Origin of the sequence: Bifidobacterium pseudolongum subsp. globosum, assembly GCF_000741295.1 — a bacterium.
Taxonomy (GTDB): Bacteria; Actinomycetota; Actinomycetes; order Actinomycetales; family Bifidobacteriaceae; genus Bifidobacterium; species Bifidobacterium globosum.
On the sequence record NZ_JGZG01000001.1, the window covers coordinates 25278 to 47848 of the forward strand.

The following is a 22571-nucleotide window of genomic DNA, read 5'->3' on the forward strand; positions in this document are numbered from 1 at the left end:
CATCGAAGGAGGGTGCGCCCGTCACCATGGTGACGGGCGCACCCTCCTTCGATGTTGTCTGGTCTCCCTAGGCCCGCGAAGTCATGCCCCTCGTGCAGGCGATCAACCGGGTCACGTTCGCAGCGCAACGTTCCAGATTCTCCGCACCGCAAGCGAGCGCCTGCCGCAGGTTCTGTGGGCCAGGCATGATGCCAAACACGGCGTCGATGCCTTGGCTGTACAACTCCTCGACGCCACTGCCCACATTCCCGGCGAACGCCACGACCGGGCAATGCGGTGCGGCTTCTTTTACCGCACGGGCCACACCGATCGGCGTTTTGCCGTATTGCGTCTGGCTGTCGATGCCGCCTTCGCCGGTGAAGCACCAATCCGCACCAGCCGTCAGCGTCTTGAGTCCGGTCGCCTCCACCACGAGCGACACACCCGATTGCATCCGCGCGCCAGTGAATGCGAGGAATCCAGCTCCAAGGCCTCCTGCGGCGCCAGCTCCCGGCACGGTCTCCACGTCACGCCCAAGATCGCGCGCCACAATCGACGCGTAATGGTGCAATGCCGCATCGAGTTCGGCCACCATCGATGCATCGGCGCCTTTCTGGGGGCCGAAGACCGACGACGCCCCCTGTGGGCCGGTCAGTGGATTCGTCACGTCGGAGGCCAAACGGATGTCGGCCGTGGCGATCCGCGAGTCAAGGTCGGAAACATCGATTGTGGCAAGGCCGGCAAGCGCCGCGCCGCCGAAGGGCAGCTCATTGCCTTGGGCATCGAGCAGATGCGCACCGAGTGCCTGCGCCATGCCCGTTCCCCCGTCGTTCGTGGCCGAGCCGCCGAGGCCGAGGATGAATGCGGTGACACCATGGTCGAGTGCATCGAGAATGAGCTCGCCCACACCGTAGGTGGTTGTGATGCGCGGGTCGCGGGTCGTCTCGTCCACGTAACCGATGCCACTGGCCGCGGCCATTTCGATGACCGCCGTGCAACCATCGCCCAGCATGCCGTACTGTGCGTGCACCGGCGTGCCCAATGGCCCGGTCACCGTCGCCTCGAGCAATGTGCCGCCGGTCGCATCCACGAGCGATTGCACGGTGCCCTCGCCGCCATCGGCCATCGGCACGAGCACGCATTCAGCGTCCGGCAGCACATGGTGCACGCCGTGTTCCATTGCCTCAGCCGCCTGCCGTGCGCTCATGCATCCCTTGAAGGAGTCTGGTGCGATGATGATTTTCATGTCGCGCCCCCTGCCAGCATTCCGGCTTGATGGCATGGGCGGTATGATGGGGTGCTGCGGCAGAGGCCGCCTGATTCCAAGGAGACACCCATGCGACTTCCCGAGACCATTCCCGCAGGCGCGCGCATCGTGGTGCGCACATACGCCGGGCTCGACCCGCATACCGGCAGGCAGCAGTACCGCGACGTCGTGGGCCATGTGCGGGCTTGGGACGGCACGACGCTCGAGATGACGCGCGACGCCGCCGCCAATGGCTCACGTCCTGCACAGGACGTGAGCATCGACGCCGCGAGTATCGCGATTCTCAAGCCGGTGCCCGAGCGTCCGCGGCGCCGTTGAGGCGCCCTGGGGTCAGATGGTGGAGTGACGTTCGGCGAGCGCATGGTGCCCCGAGGTGAAACGCACAATGTATTCACCGCGCTTGGCCGATTCGAGGAAGTCGCTGCGCCAATGCTCCGGGTGGATGCGCAGCGTGGTGAACACCGTCTCGGTCTCCCCGCTGTTGCGGTTGGCCAAACGCTGCTTGAAGTCGCGGTATGGCTGGCCTTCCGTGAAGAACCGGTGGATGGCGGCCACATCGTCGTCACGCAGGGCGTCGGCGAATTCGGTGAGACGGCTGGCCATCTGGCGCAGCAGGACCTCCACGTTCTGGCTGTTCTCCACGACCATCGCGCATGTGCGGTCCGGGTCGGTGAGCGCCACACGCGTCATGTCGCGCCATGATCCCGCCGACAGTTCAGCGGCGATGTTGCGGTCGGGGTCGGCTGTCATCTGATTGATCAGCGCCGTCGAGACGACATGCGGCATATGCGAGATCAGCGAGGCGGCGCGGTCGTGTGTCTCGTCGTCGATGACGATCAGTGAATTCTGCAGGCCGCGCGTGATCAGGCCAGCCACCTGCACGATGCGCCGGTATTCGGTGTACTCGTCGTAGGTCAGGGCCCACAGCGCATTGTCGAAGATGCCCGGGTTGGCGGCCGTCCAACCGGAACGCTCATTGCCGGTCATCGGGTGTGCGCCCACATAGCAGTCAGTGATGCCTGCGGCGTGCACCTGCTCGCGCACCAAGCCCTTCACGCTCCCCACGTCGGTGAGCGTTGTGCGCGCCGGGTCGATGATCGGCTTGATCGTCTGCAGGATCTTGGGCATCGCGACAAGCGGATTGCACAACACGAGCACATCCGGCTGGGCCTCCACGAGTTCTTCGAGGGTGTCTTTGCACTCGATGCCGATGCGCGCCGCAGTCTCATACGGGTGCGCGCGGTGGTTCCATGCACTGACGGCGCAGCCCGCGGAACGCAGACGGACCGCGAGCGAACCACCGATGAGCCCGAGGCCGACGATGCCCACATGCTGCGGGCATTCGATGCCGTCTGCGGCGATCGCCGGCAATGTGGACGTGACTTCAACCGGGGCTGCCGCCGGTGGTGTAGGGGTGTGTGCTTCTACCACAGCAGTTCCTTTCTCATGGACGCATCGCCTTGCCATGCCTCCTGCAAGGTTCCTGCATTGCATCGTACGCCCCCTTGTGGAAGCATCCATTCATCCACGGGCGGATGTGGGCGTTCTTGGCGCGGGTAGACGGCGAGTGTCTTGAGCCAGTCGCCGTGCTCCGCTATCTCGATGAGCGTTTCACGGAAACGCGGTTCCCACGGCGCCGCATCGAGGGTCACGATGAAACTGTAGGTGCCATCATGCCCTTTGATTGGTCTGGAGATGAAACTCGTCATGTTGAGTCCCGCGTCACGCACCACGTCGAGCAGATCGGCGAGCACGCCCGGGCCGGTGGCGAGCGGAATGAACGTGAGGATCGATTCGAATTCGCGCACACCGTGCTCCCGTGCGTCGGCGAGCAGCTGTTGCACGCGGGCGCGGGGCGCGACGACGAGGAATTCGGTGCGGGCACCGGCGAAGTCCTCGACGTGCGTGGCCACGCGGTCCAATCCATAGAGTTCACCGCAGATGGACGGGCCGAGCCCCACCTCGCCCTCGCGCAGGTCGCGGCAGGCAGCGGCATTCGACGACGCGGGCACAGCGCGCAGGCCATAGCGGTCCGCGAAGGCGCGGCATTGCGCCAAACCGTGCGGGTGGGCGGTGACGACGGAGCAGGATTCGAGGATGTGGTCACGATCCTGCGCGTGCTGCGCGGTCGCGGCGGTCACGAATGCGTCGAACGTCACATCCACACCGACGCGCATGAACGCGGCCACGTCAGTGGCGTCGATCATCATGTCGAGATTCGGCACCACGTAGCCTTCCACATTGTTTTCCCAGGCGATCACGCCCAACCCCTCGCCCGTGGCCACATGGCGCAGGATCTGCGGCACGTCGGCGCACGCATGCAACCGTGCGTCATGCTCGCCGTGGCTTGCAAGTCCTTCGGCCGCGGCGATCGCCGCCTGATGGGTGAATGTGCCTTCGGGGCCCAGATAATATACGTCGGTCATTGGCGCTTCCTGCCCGGAATCACGAACCAGCGCGCTGGCAGGAACAGCATGATCACCTGCAGCAGAATCGAGCCGTACAGCCAGATCACGCCGCAATACAGGCTGAGCCACGGCAGGGTGGAATCGTGGAAGCCCACAATGACCGCGTCACCGTTGGGCCAACCCTGGGCGATCATATAGATCAGCAATGTGGAGCACAGCATGTGCACGGCGAATCCGGTGATGCCGCCGCGCGAGCGCGCGCACCACGCCGACATGCCGAGCAACGCGAACGCGATCACCAAACCGATCGGCATGTTGTGCGCGGCGCCGATGCGTGAGGAGAATGTGGCGACGAGGGCCGATCCCAGCGCCGAAAAGACGGTGATGAGGGTGCGCACCGGTGCGCTGCGGCGATGCGACCACGGTTGGCTCGTGTCCTGCTGCTGTGGATTGCTCATATCTGCCCAGTGTAAGCCGACCGCGCAACTTCGCCCGGGGCCGCATCGGGCGTAGGTGCCCGAATATGCGTGGGCGGGGTCCGCACAATCCACTGTGCGGACCCCGCCCATGTCACCCTGTTTGCGGGGTTCGGCGCTTACTTGGTCGCGTTGTTGTTGGCGCGGCGCTGCTTGGCGCGCCACTTGTACCAATCCTCGCGGTTGAGGATGATCTTGCGGATGCGGATCGATTCCGGCGTGACCTCCACGCACTCGTCCTCGTTCGCGAAGTCGAGCGACTCCTCGAGGCTCATCTTGATCGGCGGCGTGAGCGTCTCAAGCACGTCCGCGGTCGCTGAACGCATGTTCGTCATGTGCTTGGCGAGCGTGATGTTCACATCGAGCTCTTCGGGCTTGTTGTTGACGCCCACGACCTGGCCTTCGTACACCTGCGACTGCGGCTCCACGAAGAAGTTGCCGCGCGCCTGCAGGCGCTGCATGGCGTACGGGGTCGCAGTGCCTTGGCGGTCGGAGACCATCGAGCCGTTCTGGCGGGTCACGATCTGGCCGGCCCACGGCGCATAGCCCGCGGAAAGCGACGACGAGATGCCGGTGCCGCGCGTCGCCGAGAGCAGCGCGGTGCGGAAGCCGATCAGGCCGCGCGACGGCACGGTGAACTGCAGGCGCACCCAGCCGGAGCCGTGGTTCGACATCGATTCCATGCGGCCTTTGCGGTCCGCCATGAGCTGCGTGACGGTGCCCATGTATTCCTCGGGCACATCGATCGTGGTGGATTCCATCGGCTCGCACAGCGTGCCGTCGATCGTCTTCGTCACGACCTGCGGGCGGCCGACCGTCAGTTCGTAGCCTTCGCGGCGCATCTGCTCGGCGAGCACGGCGAGCGCGAGTTCGCCGCGGCCCTGCACTTCCCATGCGTCCGGGCGGTCGGTCGGGATGACCTTGATCGAGACGTTGCCGATCAGTTCGCGGTCCAGACGGTCCTTGATCATGCGGGCGGTGAGCTTGTGGTCCTTGCCTTCGGTGCCGGCGAGCGGGGAATCGTTCGTGCCGAAGGTCATGGAGATGGCCGGGTCGTCCACGTGGATCAGCGGCAGCGGGCGCGGGTCGTTGGGGTCGACGATCGTCTCGCCGATCATGATGTCGTTCACACCGGCCACGGCCACGATGTCGCCGGGGCCAGCGGAATCCACCGGAATGCGGTCGAGTCCCTGCGTGCGCAACAGCTCGGAGACGCGGAAGTTCTCGATCGAGCCATCCACACGGGAAAGCCCGTAGGTCTTGCCCTTTTCGAGGTTGCCGTTGTAGATGCGCACCAGGCCAAGGCGGCCCAGGAAGTCGGAGGAGTCGATGTTCGCCACATGCGCCTGCAGCGGGGCGTCCGGGTCGTATTCCGGAGCCGGGATGTTCTTGATGATCGCGTCGAACAGCGGCTCGAGGTTGTCGTTGTTGGGCAGTTCGCCGTTCGCGGGCTGGTCCGTGGAGGCGTAGCCCACCTTGGCGGCGCAGTAGATGACCGGCAGGTCGAGCAGCGAATCGAGGTCGAGGTCCACGCCTTCCTCGATCACGTCCTGGGCCAGTCCGAGCAGCAGGTCGGAGGCTTCGCCCACTACTTCCTCGATACGCGCGTCGGGGCGGTCCACCTTGTTGACGCACAGGATGACCGGGAGCTTGGCCTCAAGGGCCTTGCGCAGCACGAAGCGGGTCTGCGGCAGGGGGCCTTCGGATGCATCGACGAGCAGCACAACGCCGTCGACCATCGAGATGCCGCGTTCCACTTCACCGCCGAAGTCGGCGTGGCCCGGGGTGTCGATCACGTTGATCGTGATGCCTTCCGGGTGGCCGTATTTCTCGGCGAGCGGGCCGGTGTATTCCACGGCCGTGTTCTTCGCGAGGATCGTGATGCCCTTCTCGCGCTCGAGGTCGTTCGAGTCCATGACGCGGTCGGGCACTTCCTCGCGCTCGTTGAACACATGGGACTGCTGAAGCATTGCGTTGACCAATGTGGTCTTGCCGTGGTCAACGTGAGCCACAATTGCCACATTACGAATATCGCCGCGAACCGCCATTGCTGTTTTCTCCTAAAAAGTATTGATGTTCTCGTGTAACCGGTGGCATGACATAGGCATTCACCATTCGTACACAAACCGGCACAATACTACGCGCACAGGCTGACACGATGATTGCGTGCAGCCCTCCCGCATCGACCGGGAGGGCTGCACGCTCAGAAGGGAACAGGCGGGTCCGCTCAGTCGTCGAGCGACGCTCCCGTGCGTTCCGGCAGGAACAGCGCCGCAACACAGGCGAACACGAACGACGCCGCGAACACGATGAACGCGATCGACTTGTTGCCGCCCGACAGTGTGAGGAACCACGGCACGAGCAGCGGTGCCACAATCGCCGCGACACGCCCGCATGCGGCTGCGGCGCCGGCGGCCGCGCCACGCAGACGCGTCGGGTAGATCTCTGGCGTGACCGCGTACAGCACGCCCCATGCGCCCAGGTTCGACGCGGACAGCAGCATGCCGAAGCACAGCACGGCGGTGACTGTGGAGGACTGCGAGAACAGGAACGCCGCCACGGCGGACACCGCAAGGAACACGCTCAGCGTGGTGCGCCTGCCCCAACGCTCCACGAGCCATGCCGCCAAGAAGTAGCCGGGCAGCTGTGCGAGCGAGATGGCCAGCGTGTAGCCGAAGGACTTGGTGAGAGAGCCGAACTGGTCGGCGAGCAGGCTCGGCATCCATGTGAACGCGCCATAATACGAGAAGTTCACAAAGAACCATGTGGCCCAGATCGCCAACGTGATCGGCAGGTATTTGCGGCCGAACAGTTCACGCGTGCGGATCTTGGGGAGTTTGACCGCCTTGGCGCTCGCCACCGGACGCACGCCACTGGCCGCCTCGAAGTAGCACACCGACCGTTCGGCGCCCTCGTCGTCGCCGCGCGATTCGAGGAACCGCACCGATTCTGGCAGTTCACGGCGCACGATGATCGCATAGAGCAACGGCAGTGCGCCGATCAGCAGCGCCCAACGCCAACCCCAGTCACCGGTCGTAGGGATCACGAAATAACCGATCATGGCGGCCAGGATCCAGCCGATGGCCCAGAAGGATTCGAGCAGCACCGTCATGCGGCCGCGCTGTTTGGTCGGCGAGAACTCCGAGACGAGCGTGGAGGCCACCGGCAGTTCGGCGCCAAGTCCCAAGCCGATTACGAAGCGCGCGGCGAGCAGCATGCCGAGGGTCCACGAGAATGCCATCGCGCCATTGGCGAGGCCGAAGATGATCATCGTGGCGGTGAAGACGGTCTTGCGGCCCCAGCGGTCGGCGAACCAGCCGCCGAGCGCGGCGCCGATCGCCATGCCGATGAAGCCGATCGAGAGCACCCACGACTTCTGCATGGCGTTGAGGTTGAAATGCGGGTCGGCGGCGATCGCCGTCACCACGAACGAGACGAGGCCCACGTCCATCGCGTCGAACGCCCAGCCCACGCCAGAGGCGACGAGTAGGCGGCGGTGCGCCTTGTTGAACGGCAGGCGGTCCAGGCGCTCATTGCGCGTGAGCGGGGCGCCTTCGCGGTCAACGGGTTCCGGTTCTATACGTGGGGCCGGTGCGCCGGCAATGGCTCCGGCGGTGATTTCGGCAGCCGTCATCATAACCTCCAAGGGGAAACGGCGGGTGAATGTCAATCGTGAAGCAGAGCGGTGGTCAGCGATCCGAGCGGATTATCATCCGCAGAGGCGCGTTCTGGCGCCGTGTTCATATGCTCGAGCTGCTCGCCTTCGCAGCCTGCGGGGAGCCATGGAGCGCCCGCATCGTCCAGCGCGCCCGGGCGGAACCGGTAGAGCGCGGCCGGGCGTTGCCGCCCTTCGCGCAGCACTCCCCCGGTCTCTTCGAGCAAGCCGGACGCGAGCATGCGGCGCCGGTAGTTAGCAACGTCGACGCGCTCGCCGCGGATCGCCTCGGTCAGCGCATGCAATTGGCGCAGCGTGAACGGTTCGCCGACGAGCTGGCGCACCACGCGCGGGCTGTCCATGCGGTGGCGCAGGCGCCACAGCGCATAGTCCACGATCGCGCGGTGGTCGAACGCGAGCGGCGGCAGGTCGTCGTCGGCGAACCACTGCACGTTGTGCCGCGGTTCGAGCTGCGCCACATCCGCCTGGCCCACGAGCGCCCAGTAACACACCGAGACCATCGGCACTCCCCCGTGCGAGCGCGCGGGGTCACCGAAGGTATAGAGCTGTTCCAGATAACGCGGGCGCAGGTCGGTCGTCGAGGCGAGCGTCTCGTACGCCGACTGTTCGAGCGACCGGTCGGCGCGCAACGGGCCTCCCGGGAGCGCCCACTGGCCGAGGAACGGCTCGCGCACGCGGCGCACGAGCGGCAACCAGAGGCGCCGCCGCCCGTGCTCGCGCGCGGGTTCCAACGCCAGGATGACGGAGGTCACGCCCACCTGCGGCGGCTCATGCCGCCGTTCGCTGACGTTGCCCCGGTTCATGATGGCTCCTCCAGATATGCTGAACTCTTGCTTCCACGGCGAGCCTATCAGTAATAGTCAATGTGACTATAAGTCAGGGCCGCATTGTGGACATACCATGCGATGCGGTTGTGTGGGTGCGCGGCGCCTCAGGCGACGATGCCCTTGGCGATGAGCTCGCGCGCGACCTCGCGGTATTCGCGCGCGGTCTTGTGGTTGTGCGCATAGTACGTGATCGGCGCGGCCGCAACGTTGGCGTCGGGCAGCTTGATCGAACGCGAGATCACCGAGTGGAACACCTTGTCTCCGAACGCCTCGTAGATGCGTTGCATCACTTCGTCGCAGTGCAGCGTGTGCGTGTACATCGTCACAAGCACGCCGTACACCTCGAGGCTGGGGTTGATGCGCGTCTGCACCTTCTCGATGGACTGCATGAGCAATGCCACGCCGCGCAGGGCGAAGAACTCGGCGGCCACGGGGATGATCACCCCGTCGGCCGCGGCGAGCGCGTTCACCGTGAGCAGGCCGAGGGACGGCTGGCAGTCGATGAAGATCGCGTCGTACTCATTGACGATCGGCCGCAGCACGCTCGCGAGGATCTGCTCGCGCCCCACTTCTGTGACGAGCTGCACTTCCGCCGCGGACAGGTCGATGTTCGCCGGGATGATGTCGAGCCCGTCGAATTTGGTGTGCTGGATGATCTCGTGCACGTCGATGCGCGGGTTGAACAGCGCGGTGTAGATCGTGTTCTCGAGCGCGTTCGCGTTGATGCCGAGCCCCACGGTCGCGGCGCCCTGCGGGTCGAAGTCCACGATGAGCACGCGGCGGCCGTACTGGGCCAACGCGCCCGCGATGTTGATCGAGCTCGTCGTCTTGCCTACGCCGCCCTTCTGGTTGCACATGGCAATGACCCGCGCCGGCCCATGCTGCCGCAAAGGCTCAGGCACCGGAAAGGTCTCGTATTCTCGTCCAAGCAAATCCGTAGGCATACAGCTCTCTTTGATCAGTCCGTGCACATCCTTGAGGCGTCCCCACCCGCGCCGCACGCCGGATGCGCACCGCGGGATGGCCGAGGGGGGCGCCGTATTCCTCATTGGTTCTCAAGTGTACCGCTTCACCCGCACAGCGCGTCGCCTATTTGGCGCGTGGGTGAGCGGTGATGTAGGTCTCGATGAGCTTGTCGGGGCTGATATGCGTGTAGATCTGCGTTGTCTTGACCGAGGCATGCCCCAACAGCTCCTGCACCGTGCGCACATCGGCGCCCCCTTGGATCAGGTGCGTGGCGAATGAATGGCGCAGGGTGTGCGGGTGGAGCGGGCGGTCGATGTGCGCGCGTTCGCCGGCGCGCCGGATCACCTCCCACACCGATTGGCGCGACAGGCGTCTGCCGCGCAGATTGAGGAACATGGCGCGCATCTCCTGCTCGCCCTTCGCCTTGGCCGCAAGGGCCGGACGGCCGTGGCGCAGATACCCCTCAAGTGCGCGCCGCGCGTAGTCCCCGAACGGCACAAGCCGCTGTCTGCCGCCCTTGCCCATGAGCCGCACCACGCATTCGTCGAAATCGACGTCGTCGAGATTCACCCCCACAGCCTCGCTCACACGGCAACCCGTGGCGTACATGAACTCCAACAATGCGCTGTCGCGCAATCCCACGGCGTCCTGCGGGTCGGCGGTCTGCGCGGCCTGCAGCAGCGCGGTCACCTCGTCCACATCGAGCACGTCGGGCAGCTTGGAGCCGGTCTTCGGGGCGCGCACCTGTTGCGAGACGTCGTCGGGCACCATGCGCTCGCCGAGCAGGAAGCGGTGGAACATGTGCACGCTCGCGAGATGCCGGGCGCGGCTCGTGCCGCTTTGGCCGGCGAGGGCCAGCGCCTGCATGAACGCCTCCACATGGAGTGTGGTGATCTGCCGTGCGTCGTCGATGCCATGGTCGCCGAGCCACTCGATATAGCGGTCGAGGTCACGCCGGTAGGCTTCGACCGTCGCATGGGCGAGCCCCCGTTCCACGTCGACGTAGGTGAGGAACCGCGATTCCATCATCTGCAGTGCGTGTGCCATCCGCGCTCCTTTGCTGTGCTCGATGTGCGGCTGTCAATGCAAAGAGCCGAACCCACGCGTGACTGGGTTCGGCTCTTTGCGATCAATGCGATGCAGTCGGCTCAGGCGGAAACCGGAGCGTTGACATCCTCAGGCAGCGCGGCCTTGGCCTGCTCGACGATGGCCTTGAACGTGTCGGGATCGGACACGGCCAGCTCGGCGAGGGCGCGGCGGTCCAGCTCGATGCCGGCGAGGCGCAGGCCCTGAATGAAGCGGTTGTAGGTGATGCCTTCGTTGCGGACGGCGATGTTGATGCGCTGGATCCACAGCTTGCGGAAGTCACCCTTGCGGGCCTTGCGGTCGCGGTAGTTGTAGTTAAACGAGTGGAGCAGCTGTTCCTTCGCCTTGCGGTACAGGCGGGAGCGCTGGCCACGGTAGCCCGAAGCCCTTTCGAGTACGGTACGACGCTTCTTGTGTGCGTTCACTGCGCGCTTGACACGTGCCATTTGATTTCCTCAGCTTTCTAACGTATTCCCAATGTCTGCGGTGCGGTTCAGCGACCCAGCAGGCCCTTCATCTTCTTTGCCTGTGGCGTCGACAGGACGTCGTCACGCTTGAGCGCGCGACGCTTGCGAGCAGACTTGTGCTCGAGGTTGTGGCGCATGGCGCTGCCGGCATGCATCACCTTGCCGGAACCGGTGATGCGCACACGCTTGGCTGCTGCGGTCTTTGTCTTCATCTTCGGCATTGCTGCCCTCCTTGTTATTTCTTCGTTTCGGAAGTCTCGGTGGCTTCGGAGACCACGGCCTTCGCCGCTTCGGCCTCCTGCGCCTTGGCCTCTTGCTTGGCGGCGAGGCGGGCGGCCTGGCGCGCCTGGCGTTCGGCGCGGGATTCCGCACCGCGGCGGCGCTGCTCGGACTGCGTGTGGACCTTCTTGCCCTTCGGCGCCAACGTCATGATGATGTTGCGCCCCTCTTGCTTCGGCGCGGATTCGATCGAACCCGACTGAGCGACCTCGTCGGCGAGGCGCTGCAGGAGCTCCACGCCGCCGATCGGGCGGGACTGTTCGCGGCCGCGCAGCATGATCGTGACCTTGACCTTGTCTCCGCCGTTGAGGAAGCGCTCCACATGGCCCTTCTTGACTTCGAAGTCATGGTCGTCGATCTTCAGGCGGAAGCGAATCTCTTTGATCTCGGCCGTGCTTTGGTTACGGCGCGCCTCACGCTGCTTGACCTTTTCGTTGTACTTGAACTTACCGTAATCGATGAGCTTGGCGACCGGAGGTTTTGCGTTCGGTGCCACCTCGACGAGATCGAGGTTCGCTTCCTTCGCCAGGTTCAGGGCCACCGAGGTGGCGATGACGCCGACCTGTTCGCCGTTCGGTCCAATAAGACGCACCTGTGAGACGCGAATCTCGTCGTTAATGCGTGGTTCGTCGCTAATGATGACTCCAATCCTCATATGGTTGTATGTGCGGGCCACATGGCGCACACCGTGATTGGATTCAACAAGCAGCCGTTTGCGTGCACGGCACGCGACGGCATGACGCCCATGTGCACACTGGTTTGATGCCGTATGCGATCGCGTGCCCCATGCACGCCGGAGGCGTTGCCTTGAACCCGAAACCACAATGGGCTTCCAGGTGGGTTTCCCACTTTCTTGATTGCTCAAGCCTTGTCGAGTATAGCACAGCCCCCGACAACAGCCGGCCGCGTGTCATCACACACCGCGCACCGTCACCCCATATGTAGATAGATATACGGTACGGTGGCTTACACAGTACACAACATGCACTGCGCAAGCCAACACACAACCCAAGGAGCGGCCATGGCACCGGTACGGACGGCGTGCACACCCCTACCCACCTGCGTGGTATTCGCGGCCGGCGAGTACTACCACGAGCCGATCGACGTGCCGCCCGGCGCGTTCGTCGTCGCCGCGGACGGCGGCTACGACCACGCGCGCGAGCTCGGCGTGCAGGTGAACGCCGTGGTCGGCGACTTCGACTCGGTGTACAGCGCGCGCAGCGCGATCGGCGCCGAGACCGTGGCGCTGCCGCCGCAGAAGGACGACCCCGACCTGCTGAGCGCGCTGAAGATCGGATGGGCGCACGGCGGCCGCGCGTTCCACATCTACGGCGGATTGGGCGGGCGCGTCGACCACACGATCTCCAACATCCAACAGCTCGCGTTCATCGCCGCGCACGGCGGCATCGCGTTCCTGCACGGTGCCGGGCAGATCGTGACCGCCATATGCGACGCGGCGCTCACGTTCCCCGCGCACCCCGTGCACGGCACGCAGTACATCTCTGTGTTCGCGCACAGCGACGAGGCGCGCGGCGTCGACGAGCGCGGGCTCGCGTACGAACTGCATGACGCGACGATGACGAACCTGCAGGTCAACGGCCTGAGCAACGAATTCGTGGACGGGCTCGGCGCCGAGGTGCGTGTGCGCAGGGGACTGCTGACCGTCGTGTTCGATGCCGCCGCACCGCTGCCCACGCTCGTGGGTGCGCCTGCGGCGGCCGGGACGCTCGGCGCGCCTTCCACCCATGTGAGCGCGGCACTCGCGGATCGCGGATAGTTGCGCTCACAGCGCATGATCGCCAATGATGTGGGCTGCGGTCCGTTCAATGCAACCGTTCGCAGCCAATTCCAACGGTTTTTCGACGCGCAGGGAGACTGACTTGGTCAAGCAACGCCACTAGAATGGGGCACGTTGGTTAACCATGCCGGCGGGCATTCATTGGCCGCCGGCTGTTCCCCAAGGGAGTAATTACATGACAGTGAAGATTGGTATCAACGGCTTCGGTCGTATCGGTCGTCTCGCATTCCGTCGTATTTTCGAGCTGCAGGAAAAGGGCGGCGAAGCTGCTGACATCGAGGTCACCGCGATCAACGACCTGACCTCCCCGCAGGCGCTTGCATACCTGCTCAAGTACGACAGCACGCACGGCGTCTTCAAGCACGTCGACGGCACCCCGGTCGATGTCAAGGCCACCGATTCCGCCATCGTCGTTGACGGCAAGGAATACCCGGTCTACGCCGAGCGCGATGCCCGTGACCTCAAGTGGGTTGCGAACGACGGCGTTGAGTTCGTGCTCGAGTGCACCGGCTTCTACACCTCCGCCGAGAAGTCCCAGGCCCATCTGGACGCCGGCGCCAAGAAGGTCCTCATCTCCGCCCCGGCCAAGGACGAGACCACCCCGACCGTCGTGTTCGGCGTGAACCACGACATCCTGAAGAAGGACGACAACATCGTCTCCGCAGGCTCCTGCACCACCAACTCGATGGCCGCCATGGTCAAGCTGCTCAACGACAAGTGGGGCATCAAGGCCGGCTTCATGACCACGATCCACGCCTACACCGGCACCCAGATGATCCTGGACGGCCCTCGTGGCAACAAGAGCGGCCGTGCACTGCGCGCCGCTGCCGTCAACACGATCCCGCATTCGACCGGTGCCGCCAAGGCCATCGGCAAGGTCGTGCCGGAAGTCAACGGCAAGCTGCAGGGTCACGCCCAGCGCGTGCAGGTTCCGGACGGATCGATCACCGAGCTCTTCACCGTGCTCGACAAGGAAGCGACCGTCGACGAGATCAACGCCGCGTTCAAGGACGCTTTCGAGGATTGCGCCTACTACGGCTACAACGATGACGAGATCGTCTCCGGCGACATCGTCGGCGACACCCACGGTGGCGTCTTCGACCCGACGCAGACCGACGTCAACGAAGTGGACGGCGTGACCATGGTCCGCACCGTTGCCTTCTACGACAACGAGTACGGCTTCACCTCGAACATGGTGCGCACACTCGAGTACTTCGCCGAGATCTCCGAGTGATTGACCGCGCCTAGCGCGCGCCATCGCTGACCCTTCAGGGCTTTCGCTCACGCGGAAGCCCTGTTTTGTTGCCATACGGCAGCCCTACACTGGTACACATGGGCAAAAAGAAACAGAAAGCCGCCGCCACACCGGCCATCGCACAGCTTGAGCAGGCGGGCGTCACGTTCACCATCCACGAGTACGAACACAGCAACGACGACACGGAAGGGTACGGCCTCGAAGCCGCGCGCAAGCTCGGCTATGACGAGCGGCAGGTGTTCAAGACCCTGATGGCTGACACCGGCGACGAACGCGTCATCGGCGTCGTGCCGGTCAACGGGCACATGAGCCTCAAGGAGCTCGCGCACGCCGTGGGCGCGAAGAAAGCGGAGATGGCCGACCCGAAGGTCGCGATGCGCGAAAGCGGCTATGTCGTCGGCGGCATCTCCCCGCTCGGGCAGCGCACCAAGCATAAGACCGTGCTCGACGAGTCGGCGATGGAGTTCAGCGAGATCCTCGTGTCGGGCGGCAAACGCGGCCTGAGCCTCGGCGTCAATCCGCGCGATCTGGTGCAGGTGCTCGACGCAGTCGTCGCGCCGATCGGAACGACGAAGAAATCATACTGAGCGCAGCGCCTTCGGCAGCACGAAGTGCATGTTCTCCTGGATCGTCTCGACTGTGCTGACGTCGTGGAATCCGAGCCCCTGCAGCCGCTCGACCACGCCGGCGACAAGTTCGTCGGGCACCGAGGCGCCTGAGGAGACGCCGACCGTGCTCACGCCGGCGAACCATGCGGGGTCCATTTCGGCGGCGTCGTCGACGCGGTGCGCTTCGCCGCACGCGCCGAGCGCTTCGTTCGCGACCTCCATGAGCCGCACCGAGTTCGACGAGTTCGCCGAACCGACGATGACCATGCAATCCGCCTGCTGCGCCACGAGTTTGACGGCTTCCTGCCGGTTCGACGTGGCATAGCAGATGTCCGAGCTCGGCGGCAGTTCGATCCACGGGAACCGCCGCTGCAGGGCGGCGATCACATCCGCTGTCTCATCCACGCTGAGCGTCGTCTGCGACAGCAGCACGAGCTTGGTGTGTTCGGGGAAGTCGAGCCGCTCGACGTCGGCGGTATGTTCAATCAGGTGCACATGCTCGGGCGACTCCCCCACCACGCCGACGGCCTCGTCGTGGCCGTTGTGCCCGATGTAGACGATCTCGTACCCTTCGCGCACAAACCGCAATACTTCGCGGTGCACTTTGCCCACCAGCGGGCACGTCGCGTCCACAATGCTCAAGCCCCGCGCGTCGGCCTCACGCTGCACCGCGGGGGACACGCCGTGCGCGGAGAACACGACCGGAATGCCGGCTTCGGCGGCGACATCCGGAATCTCATTGAGTTCCTCGACGAACACGGCGCCACGGCCGGCGAGCTGTTCGACGACATGCTTGTTGTGCACGATCTGCCGGCGCACATACACCGGCGGCAGGCCATCCGCACGGGGCCCGGCAGTGCGCAGAATCGTGTCGACCGTTTGGATGGCGCGGTCCACGCCGGCGCAGAATCCGCGTGGATTCGCCAACACAATGCGTTTCGTCATGATGTCCTTTCGCAGTTTGCCCCCAATAGTAGACCACGGCGCTCACCATGCGCCAGCGGCGCCCTGTGATGTTGCGCACAGACCCGTCCACCTACGCACATCGCATGTGAACGGTCACATGAGCGGCTAAGATAGGGAGATGTGCGCTGTGCGCATTGTTGTGGCGCGCAGCACCGGCACACACACCTTACCGACAATGGAGTATGCATCTATGGCTGTCACCCAGCTTTCCCCCCGCACGGGCCAACAATATACCATCGCTTTCGGTGATTACACCGCCGTCATCACCCAGCAGGGCGCAGGATTGCGCCGCCTGACGTGGCAAGGCAACGACGTGGTGGTGCCCTTCGGCGCCGACGACGTGCCCACCTGCATGCGTGGCCAGCTGCTCGTGCCGTTCCCCAACCGCATCGAAGGCGGCGAATACACCTTCGAAGGGCAGACCTACGAGCTGCCGATCGACGAGCACGAACGCAACAACGCGATCCACGGCTACGGCTACCGCCACTTCTGGACCCTCGAGCGGCTCACCACGTCGGCCGTGACGCTCTGCTGGCGCACGCCGAACCTCGCGGGCTACCCGTTCGACGTGCTCGTGCACGTGACCTACGAACTCGATGAGGACGGCCTGCATGTGCAGGTGCATGCGCAGAACCATGGCGGCGAGGACGCGCCGTGGGCGGCGGCGATCCACCCGTGGGTCGCCAACGGAGGCGACGCGTACGGAGACGCGATCGACGAGCTCAACGCGCAGTGCATGCTCGAGCTGCCCGCACGCACGCACGTGACGATCAACCAGAACCTGATCCCCACCGGCACCGAACCGGTGGACGGCACCGCGTACGACTACCGTAAGCCCAAGGCCCTCAGCGCGCAGCCGATCGATGATGCATGGACCGACCTCGAGCATGACGCCAGTGGCACGGTCACCGCCGTGTTCACACGCATCGACGGCATCCGTGTGCGCATCACCGGCGACGAATCGATCACGTCGTACCAAGTGTGCGACGCGAGCGGCTTCCCCGAGCCGATCCACCCGTGCGGTGTGGCGATCGAACCGCAGACGGCGTATGCGAACGCCTTCAACACGGGCATCGACCTGATCACGATCGCGCCGGGCGAATCGTCCACCACCAACATGCTCATCGGAGTCGTGCGCTGAACGCGCGTGGCGGCACGTCTGGGCGCTATGCGATAATCCTGTAGGCATATTGGCTAGAACCGTTCTACAAAAGGAGTCCATTATGGGTATGCGCGGACGTAAGCGTAAGGCTCGTCGTAAAAAGGCTGCGAATCACGGCAAGCGTCCAAACGCCTGATCCGTGGGCGGCAACGCCTTGCCGCGAGCAATGTGAAGGCCCCGCAATCATCGGATGATTGCGGGGCCTTCACATTGCTCGCATGCTTCGGCGCGGTGTGCTCACGCGTCGCTGTGGCGGTGGATCACCGTATGGTGGATGATCGCCGAACCACAGCATTCGTCAAGCGTCACGCGCAGCCGTTCATACAGGCATTCAGGGGCCTGCTGCGGGCGCAGGTACGCGCGCATCGCCTCGATCATGAGCCTCTCACGCTCATCGCAACATGTGCGCGGGTCGAAACACTCCTGATCCTGTGCGTCTGCCGCCTCATGGTTTGCAGTGGTCATCTCTTCGCTTTCGGTATCCATGTCGCCGTCCAGGAACCCATGCTGTTGCGTGCTCATTGCGCCGCCTTTCCCGAAGCACCGACCAATTCACGGTCACTATGAGATTCAACGGATTTGCCGGTGGTTTTATTTCCACGCGCCGTTTTGCCATACCCGCGGGCCGCGGCGTACTCCGCGAGCTCCTGCTTGAGCTGGTTGCGCGCGCGGTTGAGGCGGCTCATCACCGTGCCTATCTTGATGCCCTGCTCATCGGCCACCTGTTGGTACGATTTGCCGTCGATCGCGGCGTCGATGAACACCTGCCGGCGTTCCTCGGGCAGCTTGTTGAGCGCGGCCATGATCTCTTCGGGGGCGAAGGCCTCGAGATACTCCTGCTCGGCGGAGCGCAGACCTTGCGACGCATGCTCGGACGCCGCATAGATGTCCCAATCGTCGTACTCCCCCGTCGAATCGTTGGCGCGTTTCGGCCGGCGTTTGGCCTTGGCGTATTGGTTGAAGAACGCGTTGCGTTCGATCGTGGTCATCCACGCCTCGAAATTCGACCCCGGCTTGAACGTGTCGAACGCCTTGAACCCACGCTCGAACGTGTCTTGCACCAAGTCCTGCGCGTCTTCGGGGTTGTTGGTGAATTTCATCGCCTGCCGGTACAGCGCATTCACCACGGGCATCGCCAGCTTCTCGAAGCGGGCCCGCTTCTCTTCCATGGTTTCGGCTTTGCTGTCTTGTTCGCTCACGCTGCCCATTCTACGGCACCGCTGCGCGATCCGCCCGCGGCATCGCGGCGAGCGTGGAGCGCCGCCGGGCACTTCATTGCCACGCGTTAGAATGCATACGCTACGGAAATCCAAGGAGATCATGGCATGACGTTGACATTGCAATCGGCCGCAACACTGCTGAACGAGCATCATCTGCTCAGGGAGATCATCACCCCGGACCAATGGACGATGAACCCGGCCACCGTGGAGGGCTCCGGCAAGGAGTTCACCGCGATCACCTACAGCACCCAGCACATCGTCAACGGTGCGATCATGTGCTGTAAAGGCCGGTTCAAACCCGAATACCTCAAGCACGCCGACGAGCTGGGCATGGCCGCTTACGTGGCCGAGCACGACTACAGCGGGTACACGCAGGCCCCCGGACTCATCGTCAACAACGCGAGCCAGGCGCTGAGCCTGCTCGCCCAGGCCTTCTACGACTATCCGCAGGACGAGCTCACGCTCATCGGCATCACCGGCACGAAAGGCAAGACCACGACCGCATACCTGACGCACGCCATCCTCAACGCCGTCTCAGGCGGCAAGGCCGCGCTGTTCTCTTCGGTCGACAACTGCCTCGACGGCGAGCACTACCACGAGTCCGACCTGACCACCCCGGAGTCGCTCGATGCGATCCGCATGATGCGCGAAGCGATCTCGTACGGCATGCAGTACCTGGTGATGGAGGTCTCGTCGCAGGCGTACAAAGTCAACCGCGTCTACGGCCTCAACTTCGACGCCGCCGCGTTCCTCAACATCTCCCCCGACCACATCAGCCCCATCGAACACCCCACATTCGAGGATTACTTGTACTGTAAACGCCGCATCGTCGCCAACACCGACGCGCTCGTGCTCGGCGTGCCCGGCGACTTCGCGCCGCTCATCGAACAGGACGCCGCACTCGCGCAGATCCCCGTCACCACATTCTCGATGACCGACCCCGCCGCCGACGTCACCGCCACGCCGGCGAACGCGCAGCATACCGCGTTCGCCATGCGCGCAGGCGGCCAACCGCTTGGAGACCTTTCGCTCGCGATCAACGGCGACTTCAACTACGCGAACGCCGCCGCCGCGATCGCGCTCGCACACGCCGTGGGCGTCGATGTCTCCGACCCACGCGTGCTCGACTCCATGCGCGATGTGCGTATCTCAGGACGTATGGAGGAGACGCACGACTCGCAGTCGAACACCCTCGCGATCGTCGATTACGCGCACAACTACGCGTCGGTGAACGCGTTGCTCGACTACGTAGAGCAGCGGTACGGAAACGAACACCCGCACATCACACTCGTCACCGGATCGGCCGGCAACAAGGCGATCGACCGGCGCAAGGAGATCATCGAAGCCGCGCAACACCGCGTGCAGACGATCATCCTCACGCAGGAAGACTCCGACACCGAGCCGTTCGAAGACATTTGCGCGCAGATGTACAACTACGTGACCGACCCGCATGTGGAGCGCATCATCGAACTCGACCGCCCCACCGCCGTGCAGATGGCGGTCGATGCGGCGCGCGCACGCGACGGCTTCGACGTGCTGCTGTTCATCGGCAAAGGCGACGAACAATGGATCAAGGTGCTCAACAAACACGTGCCATACGAAGGCGATGAACAGATCATCCGCCGACTCTTCGCGTGACAACCGGAAGGAACATGATGATTACGATCGAACGCGTGACGCCGCAGACGCTCGAAAAGGAAGCGGCGGCCAACGGCATCGACCTGCCGATTGAGCAGACCGCAGTATGGGCCGATTTCCAGTCCGGCGTGGCCGGGCGCGCACCGTGGGGCAGCCTGCTCATCCGTGACAACGACACACTTGTGGCGGTCATCTCACTGATCGACATGGAGACGCACGGCTACCACTACCTGCGCTCCGTGCACGGTCCAGCGTGGAAGACCAAGCCGAGCGAGGCGCAGGAACAGGCGGTGATCCAAGCGCTCGCCGACTTTGTGAAACTGCACGACAAGCATGTGGTGTTCCTGCGCATCGACACGTGGACAGACAAGGGCACCTACCCCGTGCTGTCCACAGTGCCGTACAACGAGACCGTGGTGCTCGACATCACCGGCGGCGACGAAGCTCTGCTTGCGCGCATGAAGAAGCGCGGCAGGCGTGATGTGCGCAAGGCATTGCGCGAAAGCCCAGCCGAGGTCGCGGATGAGACCGCACAGGCCACGCAGGACTTCGCCGATTACTACGCGGTGATGGTGGAGACCGCCAAGCGCGATGGCTTCACCGCCGCCCCCATGAGCGATTACACCGATATGATCAAGGCGCTTGGGCCAGATCATTGCCGTGTGTTCGCCGCGCGCATCGACGGCAAGGTTGTGGCGTGGACCATCGTGACGACCCACGGCAAGACGGCCGTGTACTACTACGCGTCCATGCTCACCTCGGTGCGCCGCCAGCATGTGCCGGACAAGCTGCTCTACTTCGCGGCCTGCACCTTGGGTCAGGAAGGATACGAGAAGCTTGACCTCATGGGCATCGGCAACGATTTCGCACCTTCCCTCAAATCGCTCAACGACTTCAAGACGAAGTTCGCCCCCGACACCGTGATGATCGCCGCCGGGCGTGATATCCCCATCAAGAAGGGGTTCTATACCATGCTGCGCATGGTGCAGAACGTGCGCCACGCGCTCAAGCCGAAGAAAAAGGCGAAGGCGAATCCCAAGCCGCAAGCCGCCCCGGCCAAGTAGCCCAATGCCGCCACTGCCGTGGCGGCATTGTTGTTGGTGGCTAGCCACTAGCCACCAACAACTACCGGAGGGCTTCTTGGCGTCCGTTCGTGGCTACCTACTAGACATCTGCAGCTAACAATCATCATCTACATGGCTGTAGGTGTCTACCGTCAGTCACCTACAGCCATCTATTGCCTCAATGGTGACTATTGGTGATGGCGCGCACCCAGAAACGGCCATTTTCCAAGCGCGACACACCCCTCCGTACACATTGCCCCGCGTGGATTGCGCAACACCGATCGCGTTCCTTATTGTCAACTGCATGAAAAAGGACACACGTATTGAACATCTTCTCGATGAAGCCGAGCAGCATGGTCTGTGTGCGATAGCAGCGGACGACAATCAACGGCGCAGACTCGCACGCCGCGTTGAGAGCGGGGAGCTTGTCAACCCGCATCCCGGTTTGTATATCCGGGCGGATGTATGGAACGAGCTCAATCCCACCAAACGCAAACGCGCCATGGTGAGAACACTCGCTCGCATCCACCCTGACAGGGTGTTTGCCGCAGAAAGCGCGGTGTGCATGTTCGATCTTGAGCAGCCATACGACATCCACCCCGACAACGAACTGACAATCGCCTCGCCATCGCGCAGCGGCATACGCGTCTTTGTGAAAACCGGGTTCATCAAACGCACGTTGTACGTTCCCAATATGCAGGCGGTGAGCGTCAATGGTGTGCACGTGACGTCACTCGCCCGCACGCTGTTTGATTGCGCAAGGCTCCTGCCGTTCGAATGCATGCTCCCCATCGCCGATTCCGCAGCCAGGGCCGGTTTTGATATGGCATCGTTGACGCAGTTTCCGACCGCACACTTCAATGAAGCAAACAACATCGCCCGCCTGCTCACCTATACCGATCCACTGAGCGACAATGGCGGTGAGTCACGCGCACGTGCCGTGATGATCGCCGGTGGCTACATGCTGCCCCACCTGCAATATCCATTTCCCAATCCGGATAATCCCGCATTCCCCTTGCGTGTTGACTTCATCTGGTTTCTTCCGGGGGATGTCACGGTCGTGGGCGAATACGACGGCATGGCGAAATACGGGAACACGTGGACCGAAGTGAACACGCATGTCACCAAGCAGTGCAAACGCGATGCGTATCTGCGCAAACGCGGCGTCACCACGATTGTGCACTTCAGTTTCGACGATGTCATCCACCGCGAACTGCTGTACAGGAAACTTGATGACGCGGGTATTCCACGCATGCATTGACGATGAACGACTGCGCTCCCAGTGTCTATTGGTGTCTAGTGGGCAGACACCAACAGCCGCCTACCTCCTCTGTGGCAGCCTCATGTGGCTAGTCACTAGACACCAACTACCAGCACTACGCCCATACAAGGCTATCCGTGGCTAGCCACTAGACGCGGAAGGACACTA

The 22571-nt window shown here is 63.8% G+C and carries 24 protein-coding genes; 9 read left to right on the forward strand and 15 right to left on the reverse strand.

What is annotated here, in order from left to right; translation table 11 throughout:
- Positions 1-67: 67 nt before the first annotated feature.
- The gene (locus tag BPSG_RS00100) at positions 68-1225 is read right to left on the reverse strand and encodes a glycerate kinase (RefSeq protein ID WP_026644010.1); all 1158 of its coding nucleotides are present in this window, start codon (positions 1223-1225) and stop codon (positions 68-70) included.
- A gap of 90 nt (positions 1226-1315) precedes the next feature.
- Here BPSG_RS00100 and BPSG_RS00105 point away from each other — a divergent pair, with 90 nt between their 5' ends.
- Entirely contained in the window at positions 1316-1564 is a 249-nt protein-coding gene (locus BPSG_RS00105) for a DUF6725 family protein (protein ID WP_026644009.1), read from the forward strand.
- Positions 1565-1576: 12 nt separating this feature from the next.
- Here BPSG_RS00105 and BPSG_RS00110 read toward each other — a convergent pair whose 3' ends face one another.
- The 11 genes from BPSG_RS00110 to infC all read right to left on the reverse strand — a co-directional run bounded on the left by BPSG_RS00110 (position 1577) and on the right by infC (position 12086).
- On the reverse strand, positions 1577-2617 hold the full coding sequence (locus BPSG_RS00110; protein ID WP_236822981.1) for a prephenate dehydrogenase: 1041 nt from the start codon (positions 2615-2617) through the stop codon (positions 1577-1579).
- Between the two features lie 53 nt (positions 2618-2670).
- Complete coding sequence (locus BPSG_RS00115; RefSeq protein ID WP_026644007.1) at positions 2671-3672, reverse strand: prephenate dehydratase; 1002 nt, start codon at positions 3670-3672, stop codon at positions 2671-2673.
- Positions 3669-4112: a hypothetical protein gene (locus tag BPSG_RS00120; protein ID WP_026644006.1), complete on the reverse strand. Its 444-nt coding sequence runs from the start codon at positions 4110-4112 to the stop codon at positions 3669-3671. The genes BPSG_RS00115 and BPSG_RS00120 overlap by 4 nt, the downstream gene beginning before the upstream one ends.
- 137 nt (positions 4113-4249) lie before the next feature.
- Positions 4250-6178, reverse strand: coding sequence for a translational GTPase TypA (gene typA, locus BPSG_RS00125; protein ID WP_026644005.1), 1929 nt, complete (start codon positions 6176-6178; stop codon positions 4250-4252).
- A gap of 179 nt (positions 6179-6357) precedes the next feature.
- Positions 6358-7764, reverse strand: coding sequence for an MFS transporter (locus BPSG_RS00130; protein ID WP_026644004.1), 1407 nt, complete (start codon positions 7762-7764; stop codon positions 6358-6360).
- A gap of 32 nt (positions 7765-7796) precedes the next feature.
- Positions 7797-8609 carry an NUDIX hydrolase gene (locus BPSG_RS00135; RefSeq protein WP_051592095.1) on the reverse strand — a complete coding sequence of 271 codons (813 nt, stop codon included), beginning with the start codon at positions 8607-8609 and terminating at the stop codon, positions 7797-7799.
- Between the two features lie 128 nt (positions 8610-8737).
- The gene (locus BPSG_RS00140) at positions 8738-9577 is read right to left on the reverse strand and encodes a ParA family protein (RefSeq protein ID WP_026644003.1); all 840 of its coding nucleotides are present in this window, start codon (positions 9575-9577) and stop codon (positions 8738-8740) included.
- Positions 9578-9722: 145 nt separating this feature from the next.
- Entirely contained in the window at positions 9723-10646 is a 924-nt protein-coding gene (gene xerD / locus BPSG_RS00145; protein ID WP_026644002.1) for a site-specific tyrosine recombinase XerD, read from the reverse strand.
- Between the two features lie 101 nt (positions 10647-10747).
- Complete coding sequence (gene rplT, locus BPSG_RS00150) at positions 10748-11131, reverse strand: 50S ribosomal protein L20 (RefSeq protein WP_026644001.1); 384 nt, start codon at positions 11129-11131, stop codon at positions 10748-10750.
- Positions 11132-11178: 47 nt separating this feature from the next.
- Positions 11179-11373 carry a 50S ribosomal protein L35 gene (gene rpmI, locus BPSG_RS00155; RefSeq protein WP_026644000.1) on the reverse strand — a complete coding sequence of 65 codons (195 nt, stop codon included), beginning with the start codon at positions 11371-11373 and terminating at the stop codon, positions 11179-11181.
- 14 nt (positions 11374-11387) lie between these two features.
- Positions 11388-12086, reverse strand: a complete 699-nt coding sequence (infC, locus tag BPSG_RS00160) for a translation initiation factor IF-3 (protein WP_026643999.1) — start codon at positions 12084-12086, stop codon at positions 11388-11390.
- 366 nt (positions 12087-12452) lie between these two features.
- Here infC and BPSG_RS00165 point away from each other — a divergent pair, with 366 nt between their 5' ends.
- The 3 genes from BPSG_RS00165 to ybaK all read left to right on the forward strand — a co-directional run bounded on the left by BPSG_RS00165 (position 12453) and on the right by ybaK (position 15071).
- A complete protein-coding gene (locus BPSG_RS00165; RefSeq protein ID WP_051592094.1) occupies positions 12453-13208 on the forward strand; it encodes a thiamine diphosphokinase in 756 nt (251 codons plus the stop codon).
- A 196-nt stretch (positions 13209-13404) separates the two neighbouring features.
- Positions 13405-14463 (forward strand): type I glyceraldehyde-3-phosphate dehydrogenase, encoded by a 1059-nt coding sequence (gene gap, locus BPSG_RS00170; RefSeq protein WP_026643997.1) that lies wholly within the window; start codon positions 13405-13407, stop codon positions 14461-14463.
- A gap of 98 nt (positions 14464-14561) precedes the next feature.
- A complete protein-coding gene (ybaK, locus tag BPSG_RS00175) occupies positions 14562-15071 on the forward strand; it encodes a Cys-tRNA(Pro) deacylase (RefSeq protein WP_026643996.1) in 510 nt (169 codons plus the stop codon).
- On the opposite strand, the gene BPSG_RS00180 is transcribed toward ybaK, so the two are convergent.
- On the reverse strand, positions 15063-16037 hold the full coding sequence (locus tag BPSG_RS00180; RefSeq protein WP_026643995.1) for a 4-hydroxy-3-methylbut-2-enyl diphosphate reductase: 975 nt from the start codon (positions 16035-16037) through the stop codon (positions 15063-15065). The two genes, ybaK and BPSG_RS00180, sit on opposite strands and share 9 nt — an antisense overlap.
- 211 nt (positions 16038-16248) lie before the next feature.
- On the opposite strand from BPSG_RS00180, the gene BPSG_RS00185 reads away from it, so the two are divergent.
- Positions 16249-17199 carry an aldose 1-epimerase family protein gene (locus tag BPSG_RS00185; RefSeq protein WP_026643994.1) on the forward strand — a complete coding sequence of 317 codons (951 nt, stop codon included), beginning with the start codon at positions 16249-16251 and terminating at the stop codon, positions 17197-17199.
- A gap of 82 nt (positions 17200-17281) precedes the next feature.
- Complete coding sequence (locus BPSG_RS08920; RefSeq protein WP_369803150.1) at positions 17282-17356, forward strand: 50S ribosomal protein bL37; 75 nt, start codon at positions 17282-17284, stop codon at positions 17354-17356.
- Positions 17357-17457: 101 nt separating this feature from the next.
- Here BPSG_RS08920 and BPSG_RS00190 read toward each other — a convergent pair whose 3' ends face one another.
- A complete protein-coding gene (locus BPSG_RS00190; protein ID WP_236822980.1) occupies positions 17458-17685 on the reverse strand; it encodes a hypothetical protein in 228 nt (75 codons plus the stop codon).
- Between the two features lie 53 nt (positions 17686-17738).
- Positions 17739-18428, reverse strand: a complete 690-nt coding sequence (locus tag BPSG_RS00195) for a sigma-70 family RNA polymerase sigma factor (protein WP_026643992.1) — start codon at positions 18426-18428, stop codon at positions 17739-17741.
- A gap of 117 nt (positions 18429-18545) precedes the next feature.
- Here BPSG_RS00195 and BPSG_RS00200 point away from each other — a divergent pair, with 117 nt between their 5' ends.
- The 3 genes from BPSG_RS00200 to BPSG_RS00210 all read left to right on the forward strand — a co-directional run bounded on the left by BPSG_RS00200 (position 18546) and on the right by BPSG_RS00210 (position 22403).
- Complete coding sequence (locus BPSG_RS00200) at positions 18546-20078, forward strand: UDP-N-acetylmuramoyl-L-alanyl-D-glutamate--2,6-diaminopimelate ligase (RefSeq protein WP_026643991.1); 1533 nt, start codon at positions 18546-18548, stop codon at positions 20076-20078.
- A gap of 17 nt (positions 20079-20095) precedes the next feature.
- Complete coding sequence (locus BPSG_RS00205) at positions 20096-21142, forward strand: lipid II:glycine glycyltransferase FemX (protein ID WP_051592093.1); 1047 nt, start codon at positions 20096-20098, stop codon at positions 21140-21142.
- Positions 21143-21446: 304 nt separating this feature from the next.
- Positions 21447-22403: a hypothetical protein gene (locus tag BPSG_RS00210; protein WP_026643990.1), complete on the forward strand. Its 957-nt coding sequence runs from the start codon at positions 21447-21449 to the stop codon at positions 22401-22403.
- The last annotated feature ends 168 nt before the right edge of the window (positions 22404-22571 follow it).

Bases quoted from the DNA above. Each gene is read 5' to 3' on its own strand.
- BPSG_RS00100 (WP_026644010.1), bottom strand. From the start codon at position 1,225: ATGAAAATCATCATCGCACCAGACTCCTTCAAGGGATGCATGAGCGCA.
- BPSG_RS00105 (WP_026644009.1), top strand. From the start codon at position 1,316: ATGCGACTTCCCGAGACCATTCCCGCAGGCGCGCGCATCGTGGTGCGC.
- BPSG_RS00115 (WP_026644007.1), bottom strand. From the start codon at position 3,672: ATGACCGACGTATATTATCTGGGCCCCGAAGGCACATTCACCCATCAG.
- BPSG_RS00120 (WP_026644006.1), bottom strand. From the start codon at position 4,112: ATGAGCAATCCACAGCAGCAGGACACGAGCCAACCGTGGTCGCATCGC.
- typA (WP_026644005.1), bottom strand. From the start codon at position 6,178: ATGGCGGTTCGCGGCGATATTCGTAATGTGGCAATTGTGGCTCACGTT.
- BPSG_RS00130 (WP_026644004.1), bottom strand. From the start codon at position 7,764: ATGACGGCTGCCGAAATCACCGCCGGAGCCATTGCCGGCGCACCGGCC.
- BPSG_RS00135 (WP_051592095.1), bottom strand. From the start codon at position 8,609: ATGAACCGGGGCAACGTCAGCGAACGGCGGCATGAGCCGCCGCAGGTG.
- BPSG_RS00140 (WP_026644003.1), bottom strand. From the start codon at position 9,577: ATGCCTACGGATTTGCTTGGACGAGAATACGAGACCTTTCCGGTGCCT.
- xerD (WP_026644002.1), bottom strand. From the start codon at position 10,646: ATGGCACACGCACTGCAGATGATGGAATCGCGGTTCCTCACCTACGTC.
- rplT (WP_026644001.1), bottom strand. From the start codon at position 11,131: ATGGCACGTGTCAAGCGCGCAGTGAACGCACACAAGAAGCGTCGTACC.
- rpmI (WP_026644000.1), bottom strand. From the start codon at position 11,373: ATGCCGAAGATGAAGACAAAGACCGCAGCAGCCAAGCGTGTGCGCATC.
- infC (WP_026643999.1), bottom strand. From the start codon at position 12,086: ATGAGGATTGGAGTCATCATTAGCGACGAACCACGCATTAACGACGAG.
- BPSG_RS00165 (WP_051592094.1), top strand. From the start codon at position 12,453: ATGGCACCGGTACGGACGGCGTGCACACCCCTACCCACCTGCGTGGTA.
- gap (WP_026643997.1), top strand. From the start codon at position 13,405: ATGACAGTGAAGATTGGTATCAACGGCTTCGGTCGTATCGGTCGTCTC.
- ybaK (WP_026643996.1), top strand. From the start codon at position 14,562: ATGGGCAAAAAGAAACAGAAAGCCGCCGCCACACCGGCCATCGCACAG.
- BPSG_RS00180 (WP_026643995.1), bottom strand. From the start codon at position 16,037: ATGACGAAACGCATTGTGTTGGCGAATCCACGCGGATTCTGCGCCGGC.
- BPSG_RS00185 (WP_026643994.1), top strand. From the start codon at position 16,249: ATGGCTGTCACCCAGCTTTCCCCCCGCACGGGCCAACAATATACCATC.
- BPSG_RS00190 (WP_236822980.1), bottom strand. From the start codon at position 17,685: ATGACCACTGCAAACCATGAGGCGGCAGACGCACAGGATCAGGAGTGT.
- BPSG_RS00195 (WP_026643992.1), bottom strand. From the start codon at position 18,428: ATGGGCAGCGTGAGCGAACAAGACAGCAAAGCCGAAACCATGGAAGAG.
- BPSG_RS00200 (WP_026643991.1), top strand. From the start codon at position 18,546: ATGACGTTGACATTGCAATCGGCCGCAACACTGCTGAACGAGCATCAT.
- BPSG_RS00205 (WP_051592093.1), top strand. From the start codon at position 20,096: ATGATTACGATCGAACGCGTGACGCCGCAGACGCTCGAAAAGGAAGCG.
- BPSG_RS00210 (WP_026643990.1), top strand. From the start codon at position 21,447: ATGAAAAAGGACACACGTATTGAACATCTTCTCGATGAAGCCGAGCAG.